Source organism: Brevibacterium sp. 2SA (assembly GCF_005502845.1).
GTDB lineage: Bacteria > Actinomycetota > Actinomycetes > Actinomycetales > Brevibacteriaceae > Brevibacterium.
In genome coordinates this window covers 1-15,526 of the sequence record NZ_SCMW01000035.1, presented here as the reverse complement: position 1 = coordinate 15,526, position 15,526 = coordinate 1, and the positions used below count along the sequence as shown (strand labels likewise).

General features: G+C 67.8%; 13 protein-coding genes and 1 pseudogene. 9 read left to right on the top strand and 5 right to left on the bottom strand.

The genetic code is table 11. The features are described from left to right. Nucleotides 1-32: 32 nt before the first annotated feature. Both FFS20_RS12295 and FFS20_RS12290 read right to left on the bottom strand, forming a co-directional pair. Entirely contained in the window at nucleotides 33-386 is a 354-nt protein-coding gene (locus tag FFS20_RS12295) for an iron-sulfur cluster assembly accessory protein (RefSeq protein ID WP_137826134.1), read from the bottom strand. 93 nt (nucleotides 387-479) lie between these two features. After that, nucleotides 480-1,898 (bottom strand): M20/M25/M40 family metallo-hydrolase, encoded by a 1,419-nt coding sequence (locus FFS20_RS12290; RefSeq protein WP_137826133.1) that lies wholly within the window; start codon nucleotides 1,896-1,898, stop codon nucleotides 480-482. Nucleotides 1,899-1,921: 23 nt separating this feature from the next. On the opposite strand from FFS20_RS12290, the gene FFS20_RS12285 reads away from it, so the two are divergent. Continuing rightward, entirely contained in the window at nucleotides 1,922-2,527 is a 606-nt protein-coding gene (locus tag FFS20_RS12285; RefSeq protein ID WP_137826132.1) for a DUF3043 domain-containing protein, read from the top strand. Here FFS20_RS12285 and FFS20_RS12280 read toward each other — a convergent pair. Then, nucleotides 2,502-3,608, bottom strand: a complete 1,107-nt coding sequence (locus FFS20_RS12280; RefSeq protein ID WP_137826131.1) for a quinone-dependent dihydroorotate dehydrogenase — start codon at nucleotides 3,606-3,608, stop codon at nucleotides 2,502-2,504. The genes FFS20_RS12285 and FFS20_RS12280 overlap by 26 nt on opposite strands. A 107-nt stretch (nucleotides 3,609-3,715) precedes the next feature. Here FFS20_RS12280 and FFS20_RS12275 point away from each other — a divergent pair, with 107 nt between their 5' ends. The 3 genes from FFS20_RS12275 (at nucleotide 3,716) to sucB (ending at nucleotide 8,671) form a co-directional block, all read left to right on the top strand. Beyond that, a complete protein-coding gene (locus FFS20_RS12275; RefSeq protein ID WP_137826130.1) occupies nucleotides 3,716-5,203 on the top strand; it encodes a leucyl aminopeptidase in 1,488 nt (495 codons plus the stop codon). Nucleotides 5,204-5,381: 178 nt separating this feature from the next. Continuing rightward, nucleotides 5,382-6,770 (top strand): dihydrolipoyl dehydrogenase, encoded by a 1,389-nt coding sequence (gene lpdA, locus FFS20_RS12270; RefSeq protein ID WP_137826129.1) that lies wholly within the window; start codon nucleotides 5,382-5,384, stop codon nucleotides 6,768-6,770. 20 nt (nucleotides 6,771-6,790) lie between these two features. Continuing rightward, complete coding sequence (gene sucB, locus FFS20_RS12265) at nucleotides 6,791-8,671, top strand: 2-oxoglutarate dehydrogenase, E2 component, dihydrolipoamide succinyltransferase (RefSeq protein WP_137826128.1); 1,881 nt, start codon at nucleotides 6,791-6,793, stop codon at nucleotides 8,669-8,671. Between the two features lie 58 nt (nucleotides 8,672-8,729). Here sucB and FFS20_RS12260 read toward each other — a convergent pair whose 3' ends face one another. Continuing rightward, nucleotides 8,730-10,250: a hypothetical protein gene (locus FFS20_RS12260; RefSeq protein WP_137826127.1), complete on the bottom strand. Its 1,521-nt coding sequence runs from the start codon at nucleotides 10,248-10,250 to the stop codon at nucleotides 8,730-8,732. A gap of 156 nt (nucleotides 10,251-10,406) precedes the next feature. Between FFS20_RS12260 and lipB the strand changes: the two genes are divergently transcribed. Genes lipB through FFS20_RS12245 form a run of 3 tightly spaced genes read left to right on the top strand, consistent with a single transcriptional unit; the run spans nucleotide 10,407 to nucleotide 12,896 of the window. Then, entirely contained in the window at nucleotides 10,407-11,045 is a 639-nt protein-coding gene (gene lipB / locus FFS20_RS12255) for a lipoyl(octanoyl) transferase LipB (protein ID WP_137826126.1), read from the top strand. A 10-nt stretch (nucleotides 11,046-11,055) separates the two neighbouring features. Then, the gene (gene lipA, locus FFS20_RS12250; RefSeq protein WP_137826125.1) at nucleotides 11,056-12,108 is read left to right on the top strand and encodes a lipoyl synthase; all 1,053 of its coding nucleotides are present in this window, start codon (nucleotides 11,056-11,058) and stop codon (nucleotides 12,106-12,108) included. Nucleotides 12,109-12,164: 56 nt separating this feature from the next. Next, entirely contained in the window at nucleotides 12,165-12,896 is a 732-nt protein-coding gene (locus tag FFS20_RS12245; RefSeq protein ID WP_137826124.1) for a DUF4191 domain-containing protein, read from the top strand. Nucleotides 12,897-12,980: 84 nt separating this feature from the next. On the opposite strand, the gene FFS20_RS12240 is transcribed toward FFS20_RS12245, so the two are convergent. Beyond that, nucleotides 12,981-13,421 carry an RDD family protein gene (locus FFS20_RS12240; protein ID WP_137826123.1) on the bottom strand — a complete coding sequence of 147 codons (441 nt, stop codon included), beginning with the start codon at nucleotides 13,419-13,421 and terminating at the stop codon, nucleotides 12,981-12,983. 143 nt (nucleotides 13,422-13,564) lie between these two features. Between FFS20_RS12240 and glnA the strand changes: the two genes are divergently transcribed. Beyond that, nucleotides 13,565-14,989 carry a type I glutamate--ammonia ligase gene (glnA, locus tag FFS20_RS12235; RefSeq protein ID WP_137826122.1) on the top strand — a complete coding sequence of 475 codons (1,425 nt, stop codon included), beginning with the start codon at nucleotides 13,565-13,567 and terminating at the stop codon, nucleotides 14,987-14,989. A gap of 132 nt (nucleotides 14,990-15,121) precedes the next feature. Continuing rightward, nucleotides 15,122-15,526: pseudogene (locus FFS20_RS12230) on the top strand (mycothione reductase); the annotation flags it as partial.

Sequence of the window (15,526 nt, the reverse complement as noted above, 5' to 3'; positions counted from 1 at the left end):
GCTGTGTGTCAGCGGGCGCTAGACGGAAAGACTCAGTGGAACGAGTCGCCGCATGCGCACGATCCGACCGCATTGGGGTTGTCGATCGTGAAGCCCTGCTTCTCGATGGTGTCGGAGAAGTCGATGGTCGACCCGTTGAGGTAGGGAACGCTCATCCGGTCGACGATGACCTCGACGCCGTCGAAGTCGCGCACGGCATCGCCGTCGAGGAAGCGCTCGTCGAAGTAGAGCTGGTAGATGAGTCCCGAGCAGCCGCCGGGCTGCACTGCCACACGCAGGCGCAGGTCGTCGCGGCCCTCCTGCTGGAGGAGGCTGCGGACCTTGTCCGCGGCCTCGCCCGAGAGCTCGACCTCGTGCGTGGCGGTGGCTTCGTTCGTCGCTGTCATTGCTGCTCCTTATGTGGTCTTGGGCCCAAGGCTACACCGCGTTCAACGCGGATCATCCGGGACCTATTCCCCGCGCGCCGAAATCCTCTGCGCTCACGCCTGCGCTGACGTGCCCGGCGCGGCGTCGCCAGCGCGACGACCCTGACGTCCGAGGGCGTCGAGGAGAAGCGCCTCGGCGACGATCGCGGCCTTGAAGTCGGGCAGATAGAGGGACTCGTTGGCGCTGTGCGCTCGGGCGTCGGGATCCTCGACCCCGGTGACGAGGATCGAGGCCTGCGGGAAGACCTCGAGGAGGTCGGCGATGAAGGGGATCGATCCGCCGATGCCCATCGTCAGCGATTCCGTCCCCCACGCCTCGGTGAGAGCGGCCCGGGCGACCCGGACAGCGGGATCGTCGAGGTCGGCCTGCCAAGGGCTGCCGCCCTCGGTCGCCCCGATGCTCAGGGTCGCGCCGAAGGGAAGATTGTCCTCGAGGTGCTTCGTCACCGCCGCGATCGCGCTCTCAGGGGTGTCCCCGGGGGCGAGTCGGATGGACAGCTTCGCCCGCAGGCTCGGCTGCAGCGTGTTCGAGGAGACGTCGACGTCGGGGATGTCGAGGCCGATGACGGTGATCGACGGCTGCGTCCACATCCGCGAGGCCAGGCTCCCGGTGCCGATGAGCGCGGTTCCGGGCAGGACACCGGAGTCCTCGCGGACCGTGGCCTCGGCGTAGTCGATCGGGGATTCGGGCACCGCGGCGAGTGCGGCCACCGCGACCGCGCCGTCGTCGTCGTGAAGGCTCGCGAGCACCTTCGTCATCGCGAGCATCGCATCGGGCACCACTCCCCCGTACATGCCCGAATGCACAGCGTGATCGAGCGTGGAGACCTCGAATTCGAGGGCGCACATCCCGCGCAGGCTCGTCGTCAGGGCCGGGGTGCCGGCAGCCCAGTTGCTCGAGTCGGCGACGACGATGACGTCAGCGGCGAGTTTGTCCCGGTAGCGTTCGAGGAAGTTCCGGAAGCTCGGGCTGCCCGCCTCCTCCTCCCCTTCGATGAAGAGGCGCACCCCGACGCCGAGGCGGTCGGCGAGCAGCCGCAGAGCCGTGAGGTGGACCATGATCCCGGCCTTGTCGTCGGCGGCGCCGCGACCGAAGAGACGGTCCCCCTTCCGCGTGGCGACGAACGGCTCGGTGTCCCAGGCCTCGTCGCGGCCGGGCGGCTGGACGTCGTGGTGGGCGTAGAGGAGCACCGTGGGTGCCCCCGCAGGCCCCGGCGCCGAGGCGACGACGGCGGGATAGCCGGGTGTGCCGTCCGCGGTGTCGGCGGTGAGGATCTCGACGTCGAGGCCGAGGTCGCGGGCGAGGGCGGCGACCGCCTCGGCGCTGGCCGTGACCGCGGCAGGATCGAAGCTCGGCCAGGCCACGGACGGGATCGCCACGAGATCGGTGAGGGAGTCGAGGACGTCGTCGAAGATCTCGTCGACGCGGGTGTGCAGGGAGGCGCCGTCAAGCGCGGAAGTCGATTCGGTCATGGTCCAACGGTAGTATTGAAAGGGTGTTCGGAAGCAAAAAGACTCACGAGGACAACGACTCCTCCACGACGCCAGACGACGACCTCACCGCAGGCGAGGCCAGCCCTCGTGATGCGGAAGCGAAGAAGGGACGTCCCACCCCCAAACGCAGCCAGCAGGAATCGATGCGGCGCCAGCCGCTGGTCTCGAAGGATCGCAAGGTGGCGAACCAGCGGGCCAAGGAGCAGCAGCGCAAAGAGCGCGACCGTGCGCGCATCGGCATGATGAACGGTGAGGAGAAGTACCTCACCCGCCGTGACCGGGGCCCGCAGCGCCGCTACGTCCGCGATTTCGTCGACGCCCGCTTCTCGATCGGGGAGCTCTTCATCCCCGCCGCGATCCTCATCCTCGTCGTCGCCTTCACCCAGCCCGTGGCGATCCAGCAGTACTTCACGTACGCGGTGTGGGGTCTGCTCGCGCTCGTCATCCTCGACGGCTTCATCCTCAACTACATCCTCAAGGGACGCCTACGGGCGAAGTTCGGCACGGTCGAGCGCGGCCTGCCGTTCTACGCGGTCATGCGCAGCGTCCAGCTGCGGCCGCTGCGCATGCCCAAGCCGCAGGTCAAGCGCCGCCAGTACCCCGAGTGAGCAGGCGGGTCCGCCCGCCGGAGCGGATGATCCGGCCGGGCCAGAACGGGCCCGAGTAGATCATCTCCGAATAGATCTGAACGAGATCGGCGCCCGCTGCCACGCGGGCGCCGACGTCGTTTCCGTCGCCGATGCCGCCGACGGAGATGATCGTCAGCTCCCCGCTCACGGTGGCGGCCACGAGCCGGAGCACCTCGAGGGAGCGCGGAGCCAGGGGGCGCCCGGAGATGCCGCCGGCCTGGGACCGGGCGAACTCGGCCTCGGGGCCGGTGAGCACAGCGCGATCGATCGTCGTGTTCGTCACGATGAGGCCGTCGGCGCCGGTGCGCACCGCGAGGTCGCAGATGTCGACGACATCCTCGTCGGAGAGGTCCGGGGCGATCTTGACGAGCAGCGGGACGTGACCGAGGGTCGACCGGGGTGCCGCGACCACCTCGGCGGCGGCGTCCCTGACAGCGGTGATGATCGGTTCGAGACTCGCCACCGACTGGAGGTCGCGCAGACCGGGGGTGTTCGGGGAGCTGACGTTGATGACGAGGTAGTCGGCGAGCGGTGCGAGCTCCCGCGTCGAGGCGACGTAGTCGGCGACCGCGTCAGCGGCGGGCACGACCTTCGTCTTGCCGATGTTGACTCCGATGATCGGACGCTGCCGGGCGGGCAGTGCGTTGAGCGCGCGCCGCTGGGCGGTGATGTTGAACGACGCCTGCCGGGCCCCGTCGTTGTTGAACCCCATCCGGTTGAGCAGCGCACGGTTGCGCAGGAGTCGGAAGAGCCGCGGCCGGTCATTGCCCGGCTGGGCGTGCGCGGTGATCGTGCCCACCTCGATGTGTCCGAAGCCGAGGGCCGACAGCGCGCGGATCCCGACGCCGTTCTTGTCGAAGCCGGCGGCCAGGCCCACCCGGTTGGGGAAGGTGAGGCCGAGGACGTTCACCGGAGCGCTGGTGCCCCGGGCGAAGACGAGGCGCAGCAGCCTGCCGAGCAGCGGGATCCGGTCGAGGATCCGGAGGGCGGAGAAGGAGAGATGGTGCGCGCGCTCGGCGTCCATCGGTCGGAAGACGAGAGAGAAGATGAGTCGGTACACGTCTCAACAATAGGCCAGTGCCCGGTGCCCGCCGTGCTCCGAACACGACCTCGGCGGGTTTTGCGACTAGGATCGAGACAACGCTCAACGACGAAGAAAGGGATTCCATGCCCGGTGCCACCACCCCCAGCAGCTACGCTTCGACGACCCCCACGAAGGTGAGTGCAGCCGTCCTCGTCCTCGGCGTGGCCGACGGTTCGGTCCACGGCCTCGACTCCGCGAAGACGGTGCGCACCGCCGTCGACGACGCGGCCCGGGCCATCGAATTCACCGGGAAGGCCGGAGCCACCGCGCGCATCCCCGCACCCAAGGGCGTGACCGCCGAGAGCATCCTCCTCGTCGGTCTCGGCGACCTCGATGCCACGAGCGCCGGCGACGATGCCGCGGCCGCGAACGAAGTCCTGCGCCGGGCCGCCGGTGCCGCACTGCGCGCACTCTCGGGCGCCTCCTCGATCGCCGTGGCACTGCCCGTCGACTCCCCGGCCGCCGTCGAAGCCGTCACCGTCGGCGCCGCCCTGGGCGCCTACCGCTTCACGACCTACCGCTCGGGCGACGACGACCGCGTGCCCGGCCCCGTCACGGTGCTCGGCCCGAAGGGCAAGACGAACGCAGCGGCTCACGAGGCCGGCACGATCATCGCTGCGGCGACGAACGCCGCCCGCGATCTCGTCAACACGCCCCCGCTCGACCTCTACCCGGAGTCCTTCGCCCAGCTCGTCAAGGACCAGGCGAAGTCCCGCAAGGTCAAGGTCACCGTCCTCGGTGAGAAGGAACTCGCCGCCGGCGGCTACGGCGGCCTCATCGGCGTCGGTCAGGGGTCGACCCGGGGACCGCGCCTCGTCAAGGTCGAGTACAGCCCGAAGAAGGCCCGCCGTCACATCAGCTTCGTCGGCAAGGGCATCACCTTCGACTCCGGCGGTCTCTCCCTCAAGCCTGCCGCGAGCATGGAGGACATGAAGTCCGATATGGCCGGAGCCGCTGCGGTCGTCGAGGCGGTCTTCGCGATCGCCGACCTCGGACTGCCCGTCCGCGCCACCGCCTGGCTGCCGCTGGCGGAGAACATGCCCGGCTCCTCGGCGCAGCGTCCCTCGGACGTGCTCACCATGCGCAGCGGCAAGACCGTCGAGGTGACGAACACCGACGCCGAGGGTCGCCTCGTCCTCGCCGACGCGCTCACTGACGCCGGGGCGGAGAACCCCGACCTCCTCATCGACGTCGCCACCCTGACCGGCGCGCAGATCGTCGCCCTCGGCAACCGCACCTCCGGAGTCATGGGCACGCCCGCGGCTCGCACGACGGTGGCCGAGCGGGCCGCCGTGGCCGGTGAGGACGTCTGGCCGATGCCGATCCCCGAAGAGCTGCTCTCCGGATTCGATTCGACCGCCGCCGATCTCAAGAACTCCGGCCCGCGGGCCGGCGGCATGCTCGCCGCCGCCGCCTTCCTCCAGGAATTCGTCGCCGATGACGCCGAATGGGCGCACATCGACATCGCCGGACCGAGCTTCAACACCGGCTCGGCCTTCGGCTACACCCCGGCCGCGGCGACCGGAGCCGCCGTGCGCACGCTCGTCGAGATCGCCCGCGACGCCGACTGACCAGCATCGCCGCGCCGTGTCCCGGGCGCCGAACTCTGCGTTCGGGCCACGGCGGGAGTGATGCTCCCCACCTGTGGCGCAACAGACACCGTTTGCTTTCGCCCCTGGCGAGAAAAGTGGAAAGATAAGAGGGAAAGCTGCCCTTGGCAGGCTTGACCACAGCTACGAGGAGTAATCCGTGAGTGACGCATTGACCTATGACCTTGTCGTCCTCGGCGGCGGACCCGGCGGCTATGCCGCTGCTCTGCGCGCCGCAGAACTCGATATGAAGGTCGCCCTCATCGAACAGGACAAGGTTGGCGGGACGTGCCTGCACCGCGGCTGCGTGCCGACGAAGGCCCTCCTCCACACGGCGGAGATCGCCGATGCCGCGAAGGACTCGGAGACGTTCGGCGTGCAGGCGGAGTTCAAGGGCATCGACATCGACAAGGTGCTCGACTACAAGAACAACGTCATCAACCGCAACTACAAGGGTCTCCAGGGTCTCGTCAAGGCCCGCGGCATCGACACCTACATCGGCAAGGGCAAGCTCGTCGGCGAGGACACCGTCGAGGTCACCGGCGACGATGAGCACTACACCCTCAAGGGCAAGAACATCATCCTCGCCACCGGTTCGACGTCGAAGACCATCGGCCTCGACGTCACCGACCGGGTCATCACCTCGACCGAGGCCCTGCAGCTGGCGACCGTGCCGAAGTCGGTCATCGTCCTCGGCGGCGGTGTCATCGGCGTCGAGTTCGCGAGCGTGTGGAACTCCTACGGTGCCGACGTCACGATCGTCGAGGGTCTGCCCCACCTCGTGGCCAACGAGGACGAGTCGATCTCGAAGGCGCTCGAGCGCGCGTTCAAGAAGCGCAAGATCAACTTCAAACTCGGCGTCATGTTCAAGGGCGTCGAGGAGACCGCCGACGGCGTCAAGGTGACGCTCGAGGACGGCACGACGCTCGAGGCCGAGTACCTCCTCGTGGCCGTCGGACGCGGTCCCGTGACCGAGGGACTCGGCTTCGAGGAGCAGGGCATTCCGATGGATCGCGGCTTCGTCCTCGCGAACGAGCGCCTCCACACCGGAGTCGGCAACATCTACGCGATCGGCGACATCGTCCCCGGCCTCCAGCTCGCCCACCGCGGGTTCGGCCAGGGCATCTTCGTCGCCGAGGAGATCGCCGGCCTCAACCCGGCACCGATCGTCGAGAGCGGCATCCCGCGTGTGACGTACTGCGAACCGGAGATCTTCTCCGTCGGACTCTCGGCGAAGCAGGCCGAGGAGAAGTACGGTGCGGACAACGTCGAGACGCTCGAGTACAACCTCGGCGGCAACGGCAAGTCGGTCATCCTCAACACGACCGGCTTCATCAAGGTCATCCGGGAGAAGGACGGCCCGGTCGTCGGCATCCACGGCATCGGCGCGCGTCTCAGTGAGCAGGCGGGCGAAGCGCAGCTCATCGTCAACTGGGAGGCTTTCCCTGAGGAAGTCGCACAGCTCATCCATGCGCACCCGACGCAGAATGAGGCGATCGGCGAGGCTCACCTGGCCGCCGCCGGCAAGCCCCTGCACTTCCACTCATAAGATCCGAGGAGACGAAAGACATGTCGAATTCCGTTCAGATGCCGGCTCTCGGTGAGTCGGTGACCGAAGGTACAGTCACCCGGTGGCTGAAGTCCGTCGGCGACACCGTCGAGGTCGACGAGCCCCTGCTCGAGGTCTCGACCGACAAGGTCGATACGGAGATTCCGAGCCCGTTCGCCGGCGTGCTCGAGAAGATCCTCGCCGACGAAGACGATGTCGTCGAGGTCGGCGGCGATCTCGCGTACATCGGCGACGGCAGCGATTCCGGATCCGCCGAGGTGGCTCCTGAGGAGGAGCCGGCGAGCGTGGCGGCCGAAGAGTCGGCTCCCGCCGAGGAGAAGGCCGAGGACGAGGCTCCGGCCGAGGACACCTCCTCGTCCGCAGAATCCTCCGAGTCCGAGAAGTCCGCAGAGTCCGCACCCGCCGCTGACTCCCAGTCGTCGTCCGGTGAGGGCACCGAGGTGACGATGCCGGCGCTCGGCGAATCCGTCACCGAGGGCACTGTGACCCGTTGGCTCAAGGAAGTCGGCGAAGAGGTCGAGGTCGACGAACCGCTCCTCGAGGTCTCGACCGACAAGGTCGACACCGAGGTTCCCTCCCCCGTCGCCGGTGTCGTCCAGGCGCACCTCGCCGAGGAGGACGAGACCGTCGAGGTCGGCGCTCCGCTCGCACGCATCGGTTCGGGAGCTCCGGCGGAGTCGCAGCCCGCCGCCGAGGAGCCGAAGCAGGAGGAGGCTCCGAAGGAAGAGGCTCCCCAGCAGGAGGCTCCGAAGGAAGAGGCACCTCAGCAGGAAGCTCCCAAGCAGGAGGCTCCCAAGGAGGAGGCTCCGAAGCAGGAGACGAGCTCCGCCTCCGCTCCGGCAGCGCAGTCGGCTGCCGCCGCACAGTCCGCTCCGGCGAAGTCGGAGTCGGCTCCGGCGAAGTCCGAGTCGGCGGCGGCTGACACCGTCGGAGAGAACTCTGCGTACGTCACGCCGCTCGTGCGTCGTCTCGCCAAGGACGAGGGCGTCGATCTCTCGACCGTCACCGGCACCGGAGTCGGCGGCCGCATCCGCAAGCAGGACGTCATCGCCGCAGCGGCGAACCGTCCTGCCGCAGGATCGTCGGCCTCGGCACCGGCTGCCTCCGGCGAGGCGAAGAAGCCGTTCACGCTCGAGATCCCGGAGGAGGCTGCGAAGCTGCGCGGCACCACCGAGAAGGCCTCGCGCATCCGCCAGACCATTGCGAAGCGGATGAGCGAATCGCTCGAGGTCTCGGCTCAGCTCACGCAGGTCATCGAGGTCGACATGACGCGGGTGGCGAAGCTGCGCAAGGCGAACAAGGACGCGTTCCTTGACAAACACGGCGTCAAGCTCACCTACCTGCCGTTCTTCGCGAAGGCGATCGTCGAGGCGCTCAAGCAGCACCCGAAGGTCAACGCGCAGTACGATCTCGAGACCCAGCAGATCACGTACTTCGACCACGAGAACCTCGCGGTCGCGGTCGACACTCCGCGTGGTCTGCTCGTGCCGGTCGTCAAGGACGCCGGGGATCTCAGCATCGCGGGCCTCGCCAAGGCCATCGACGATGTCGCCGATCGCACCCGCAACAACAAGATCATGCCGGACGAGCTGTCGGGCGGCACCTTCACGGTGACGAACATCGGCTCCGTGGGTGCGCTCTTCGACACGCCGATCATCAACCAGCCGCAGATGGGCATCATCGGCACCGGTGCGATCGTGCGTCGCCCGATCGTCGTCAAGACCGCTGACGGCGAGGAGTCGATCGCGATCCGCGACATGGTCTACCTTCCGCTCACCTACAACCACCAGCTGGTCGACGGTGCGGATGCGGGACGCTTCCTGCAGACGATCAAGGCGCGTCTCGAGGACGGCAACTTCGAGGCCGACCTCGACCTCTGAGTCACCGCGATCTCAGCAGCCCGCAGGGGGCCGGTCATCGACCGGCCCCCTGCGGCATTCACGCCTCGGCAACCTCGGCGATGAGCCATTGCCCGGCATGCCGACCGAGCGTGACGACGACGTCCTTCGCGTCGAACGCCTCCTGGTCGCCCCCGCTCTCCGCTGTCGTCGTCATCGTCGCGGCGACGACGATCTCCGCAGGCGACTGCGACTCGACGACGACATCGGTCACGGTGATCGTGTACGTCCCACCGGAATACGCGGCGAGGTCGATGAGCTCATCGGCGGCCGCCGCCGTCGACCCGGGCACCGTCAGCCCGGCCAGACCCTCCTCGTCTCCGGCTTCGAGCACGCGTGCGCGTTCGGCGCAGAGTTCGCCGAGGCGCTCGGCGACGGCCGTGTCGCTGAGCCCGCCCGCGTCCGCGTCCGCACTCTCCGCCGCACCGTCGTCGGCGGCGACCGGCGAAGGGGACGTCTCATCGCCGGTCGACCACGCGCGGACCATGAGCAGACCGCCGAGGAGAACGACGACCATCGCCGCCCCGAGCGCGGCACGCTTGGCCCACGACGAGGTCACGACAGCGCTGAGACGGGCAACCGCCGAGGCGGTGGCGCGTTCCCGAGCCCGCCCGGTGCCGCGACTGCCGGATCGGCGACCACCCGTGCCGCGATCGCCTGTGCCGCGTTCGTCCGGACGACGTCGGAACACCGGCGCGTCACCGCGGTCCGGGGTGGCTTCGCTTCGGCGCCCGAAGCGTGAGCGGCCGCTCGAGCGGAGAGCGGCCACCGTCGACAGCCCCCGCCGCGACGACCCGGAGTCGGCCCCCACCGAATCGGACAGGGCGCGGTCCTTGACCGCCGGGGACGTGGTCGCCCGCAGACGGGCCGTCAGGGCCAGCGCGGGATCGAGATCACGGGAGGCCGGAACGAGCGGAAGCACAGCCGGAGTGCCGAGGCGACCGAGCCGCGGGGTCACCTCGGCGATGACGGCCGGCAGCGACGCCCCCGCTGCCGGACTCGACTCGTCGAGGAGATCGGTGACGAGGGCCTGCACGTCGGCGCTGCACGACTCGAGCGCGACCCCGACGGGCAGCAGACTGTCGGTCCACGGCACCCCGTGGAGGGCGTGATAGAGCAGCTCCCCCACCGCGCGCCTCACCGGAGTCTCCAAAGCGCGGCGCACGCCGGGGATGACCTGCGGACGGCCAGCGGCGTCGAGACCGAAGCACGCGAGACTGAGCCGTTCGGTCGCAGCGTCGACCTCGGCGAGTTCGGCGAACATGCCGCGCAACAGGGTGTGGGCTTCGCCCTCCGTGAGACCGTGGAAGGCGCGGACGACGTCGATGACGAGGCCGCCGGGCAGGGCCGGGACGAGGAGGAGCCTCGCCTCCCCGGTCGGGAGGATGACCTCGGCCGTTCCGAGCACTCCGGCATCGTCGGCCGGATCGGAGGCGGACGGGTCAGCCGTGCCAGGCTTGCGGGTCTGCTCTCCGGCGACGACGCCCCAGCGGGTCTCCCCCGTGTCGTCGCCGACGCGATGGATGTCGTCGGCGATCGTCGCTTCGAAGTGCCATGTCATAGTTCGTCATCCCCGTCAATGACTGTCATTGGTGTTCGATGTCATTTGATGATGGATGATGCGCTGTGATAAGTCAATAGCGAGGCGGTGGAGAACGTGTCGAGGGTCATGCGGAGATGAATTGAACAGCCCGGTCAACGGGCATAGTCTGGACGCATGCCACTGGCCACAGAGATTCTGGGTTTCGCGCCGGTCTTCTCGGACTATCGCACCACGTGGGACCTGCAGAAGAAGTATCACGAAGACGTGCTCGCCGGGAACAGGGAGTCGACGATCCTGCTCCTCGAACACCCCCCGGTCTACACTGCCGGCAAACGCACGGAGGACCACGAACGACCGACCGATGGCACCGAGGTCATCGACGTCGACCGCGGCGGCAAGATCACCTGGCACGGCCCGGGTCAGCTCGTCGCCTACTTCATCTACCGGCTCAACGATCCCAAAGAGGTCCGCCTCTTCGTCGCCCAGCTCGAGGATTCGATGATCCGCCTGCTCAGCGAGTACGGCATCGATGCCACGACGGTCGAGGGCCGCGCGGGAGTGTGGATCCTCGGCGACGGCACCCGGCGTGACCGCAAGATCGGGGCGATCGGCATCCGCATCCACGACGGCGTGACGATGCACGGTCTCGCTCTCAACTGCAGCAACGACCTCGGTGCCTACGAATCGATCATCGCCTGCGGCATCACCGATGCCGACACGACCACCATCAGTGCCGAACTCGGCCGGACAGTGACCCCCGAAGAGGTCGCTCCCCGGCTCGACGAGATCCTGCACGAGACCATCACCGCTTAGGAGAACCGACGTGACGATCGCACCCGAAGGCCGCCGCATGCTCCGTGTCGAGGCACGGAACTCGGAAACGCCGATCGAGGAGAAGCCAGCCTGGATCAAGGCAAAGGCCCACATCGGCCCGGAGTACACCTCCCTGAAGTCCCTCGTGCGCAAACAGGACCTCCACACCGTGTGCGAGGAGGCCGGCTGCCCGAACATCTTCGAATGCTGGGAGGATCGCGAAGCGACCTTCCTCATCGGCGGCGAGCAGTGCACCCGCCGCTGCGACTTCTGTCAGATCGATACCGGCCGTCCCGCCGATTTCGACGCCGATGAGCCGCGCCGCGTCGCCGCCTCGGTGGGCGAGATGGGCCTGCGCTACTCGACGATCACCGGTGTGGCCCGCGATGACCTGCCCGACGGCGGTGCGTGGCTCTACGCGGAGACGGTCCGCCAGATCCACGATCTCGACTACGTCGACGGCCGCGGCACCGGGGTCGAGCTCCTCATCCCCGACTTCAACGCGAAGCCCGACCAGCTCGCCGAGGTGTTCTCCTCCCGGCCGGAGGTGCTCGCCCACAATGTCGAGACGGTGCCGCGCATCTTCAAGCGCATCCGTCCGGCTTTCCGCTACGAGCGCTCCCTGTCGGTGATCACCCAGGCCCGCGAGGCCGGCCTCATCACGAAGTCGAACCTCATCCTCGGCATGGGCGAGACGAACGACGAGATCATCTCCGCGCTTCAGGACCTCCACGACGCCGGGTGCGACCTCATCACGATCACCCAGTACCTGCGCCCGTCGCCGCGCCACCATCCCGTCACCCGCTGGGTCAAGCCCGCCGACTTCGTCATGCTCCGCGACGCCGCCGAGGAGATCGGCTTCCTCGGAGTCATGTCCGGTCCGCTCGTGCGCTCGTCGTACCGCGCCGGTCGCCTCTGGGCCACGGCGATGCGCCACCGCGGCGAGGAGATCCCCGCCCACCTCGCGCATCTCGACAAGCACACCCCGGCCAAGCAGGAGGCGCAGGCCGTTGTGGATATGTTCGGCGCAGGCGAAGAGGTAGACTTGTCTGCTGAGCAATGAGTGGTTCCGCGGGCCTGTCCTCGGGACCCGTCGGCCCGTCAAGAGCAAGTGAGAGAATGAGCGAAGAACCGCGCAAGGGACTGTTCCGTCGCAAGCCGAAGGATCCGAACAAGAAGCCGGGCCGTCTGGCGCAGATGCGGCAGGTCTACGACCTCGCCGCGAAGCACAACAAGGCGACCCCGTGGCTGCTGGCCGCCGCTGTCGTGGGCTTCACGCTCCTCGGTCTGCTTGCCGGACTCGTCTTCGGCGGGGCCGTGTTCACGACGATCCTCGGACTCATGGTCGGTCTGCTGCTCGGCATGTTCATGCTCGGCCGCTTCGCCGAGACCGCCGCGTTCGCGCAGATGGAGGGCCAGCCCGGCGCCTTCGGCGCGGTCCTCAACACCGCACGGCGCGGCTACCTCATGGACGAGAAGCCCATCGCCATCGACCCGAAGAGCCGTGACCTCGTCTTCCGTTCGACGGGCCGCTCGGGAGTCGTGCTGCTCAGTGAGGGACCGAAGGCCCGCAGCGCGAAGCTGCTCGCCAAGGAGAAGAAGCGCCACGAGCGCATCCTCCCCAACGTCCCCGTCCACACCCTCCAGGGCGGCAGCGAGGACGGCCAGCTGCAGATGAAGCAGGTCGTCTCGACCGTCCACAAGCTGCCCCGCAAGCTCAACCGCGCCGAGGTGCTCGCCGTGCGCAACCGCCTCTCCGCGCTCGGCACCCAGGGCACCCGTCCGCCGATCCCCAAGGGCATCGACCCGAACAAGGCGCGCCCCAACCACAAGGCGATGCGCGGACGCTGATCGCCGCGCCGCCTCGCCAACGCATACGGCCCCGTCACCGAGACCATGGTGACGGGGCCGCTGTCGTCGGCGCCGGCTGCCGGCTCAGCGGCGGAGGATCGCCGTCTTCGCCGCGAGGTCGTGGAGACCGCGGTGGTCGCGGTCGAAGATGAGCGCGGGAATGACGAGGACGACGAGCAGTGAGCGGATGAGGGCGGGCACGATTCCCGGGACGCGGCCGTCGAGGCGGCGCACTTCGATCCCGAAGATGCGGTGGCCGACGGTATAGCCGAGCGTCGAGACGAGGAGGATGTTCTCCAGCAGGAAGATGCCCGGGGCGAGGAAGGGGTTGGTCGAGGCGAAGAGTCCGGCGATCGCCAGGCACATGAACCAGTCGACCATGAGGGCGAGCAGGCGCTTCCACGCGGGGGCCACCGCATGGCTGCCGGTCTCCGGCAGGCCGAGTCGGCGTCCGGGCCAGTCACCCTCGTCTCGGCTGATCTGTGGTCCCTGCAGCCAGGACCCGAGGTCGTCGCGATTGATCACTCCTCCAGGGTACCGAAGTCGTCCCTGAGTGAATCATCAGGAAACATCCCCGAAACATGACTGTCATCACGGCTTCACCGAGCAAGAACTAGGATGGATCTCGGTCACGAAGAACCGACCATACGTCTAACTAGGAGACCTAAGTGTTCTCGTCTGCTGAAGAACTCGTCAACTACATCGCGGAGAACGACGTGCGTTTCGTCGATGTCCGCTTCTGCGACCTGCCCGGTGTCGTCCAGCACTTCAACCTTCCCGCCGCCTCGTACGGCGTGGATGAGATCACCGAAGGTCTCCTCTTCGACGGGTCCTCGATCACAGGCTTCCAGGGCATCCACGAATCGGACATGAAGCTCCTCGCCGATGTCGCCTCGGCGTTCATCGACCCCTACCGGGAGGCGAAGACCCTCGTCGTCACGCACTCGATCGTCGACCCGTTCACCGACGAGCCCTACTCCCGCGATCCCCGCCAGGTCGCGGCGAAGGCGGAGAAGTACCTGGAGAGCACCGGCATCGCCGACACCGTCTACTACGGTGCCGAGGCCGAGTTCTACATGTTCGACTCGATCCGCTACCAGAACACCCCCGGGCACAGCTTCTACGAGGTCAACTCCATCGAAGCGGCATGGAACACCGGCGCACAGGAACCCGACGGCAACCTCGGCTACAAGACGCCCTACAAGGGCGGCTACTTCCCCGTCTCCCCGCAGGACAAGTTCGCCGACATCCGCGATGAGATGTCGATGACGCTCGAGGAGATCGGCTTCGAGATGGAGCGCGCCCACCACGAGGTCGGCACGGCCGGGCAGCAGGAGATCAACTACAAGTTCAACACCCTCCAGCACGCCGCCGACCAGCTCCTCGACTTCAAGTACGTCGTCAAGAACACCGCCGACGAGTACGGCAAGACGGTCACCTTCATGCCCAAGCCCCTCTTCGGCGACAACGGTTCGGGCATGCACTGCCACCAGTCGCTGTGGAAGAACGGCGAACCGCTGTTCTACGACGAGAACGGCTACGCCGGACTCTCCGACCTCGCCCGCTGGTACATCGGCGGCCTCATCGAGCACGCCGGCGCCGTCCTCGCGTTCACGAACCCGACGATCAACTCCTACCGTCGCCTCGTGCCCGGCTACGAGGCGCCCGTCAACCTCGTCTACTCGGCCCGCAACCGCTCGGCAGCCATCCGCATCCCGGTGACCGGCTCCTCCCCGAAGGCCAAGCGCCTCGAGTTCCGCGTGCCCGACCCGTCGAGCAACCCCTACCTCGCGTTCTCCGCGCAGCTCATGGCCGGCCTCGACGGCATCCGCAACCGCATCGAACCGCCGGAGCCGATCGACAAGGACCTCTACGAGCTGCCCCCGGAGGAGGCCAAGGACATCAAGCTCGTCCCGGCCTCCCTCGACGAGGCGCTCGACGAGCTCGAGCGCGATCACGACTTCCTCACCGCCGGTGACGTCTTCACTCCTGACCTCATCGAGACGTGGATCAAGATCAAGCGCGAGAACGAGATCGACGTCGCGCGTCTGCGCCCGACTCCGACCGAGTTCGAGCTCTACTACTCGATCTGACCCGACCGGCGGACCATTTCGGCTCGCAGGGAATACAGTGGGGGCGTCACCGGTTTCTCCGGTGGCGCCCCCGCTGCGTTGCACGGCGGCACGGGCGCTCGGCATCGACACCATCTTCTGCGAGGACGAACTATGACGCACTACGATCTGCTGCTCATCGGCACGGGGTCGGGGAACATGTTCCTCGACAAGAGGTTCGCGGGGCTGAAGACCGCGATCGCCGAGGAATGGCATTTCGGGGGCACGTGCCTCAACGTCGGGTGCATTCCGACGAAGATGTTCGTCTACCCGGCCACCGTCGCCGAGGAGGCCGCACACGCCCGCCGCTACGACGTCGAGGCCAGTTTCGACGGCGTCGACTGGCCGGGTCTGCAGGAGCGCATCTTCTCCCGCGTCGACGCGATCGAAGCCGGCGGTCGGGAGTACCGATCGGGCGACCGCCAGCCGAACAACACCGTCATCCCCGAACACATCCGCTTCGTCGATGAGAAGACCGTGGTCACCGCATCGGGTGAGGAGATCACCGCGGATCGGATC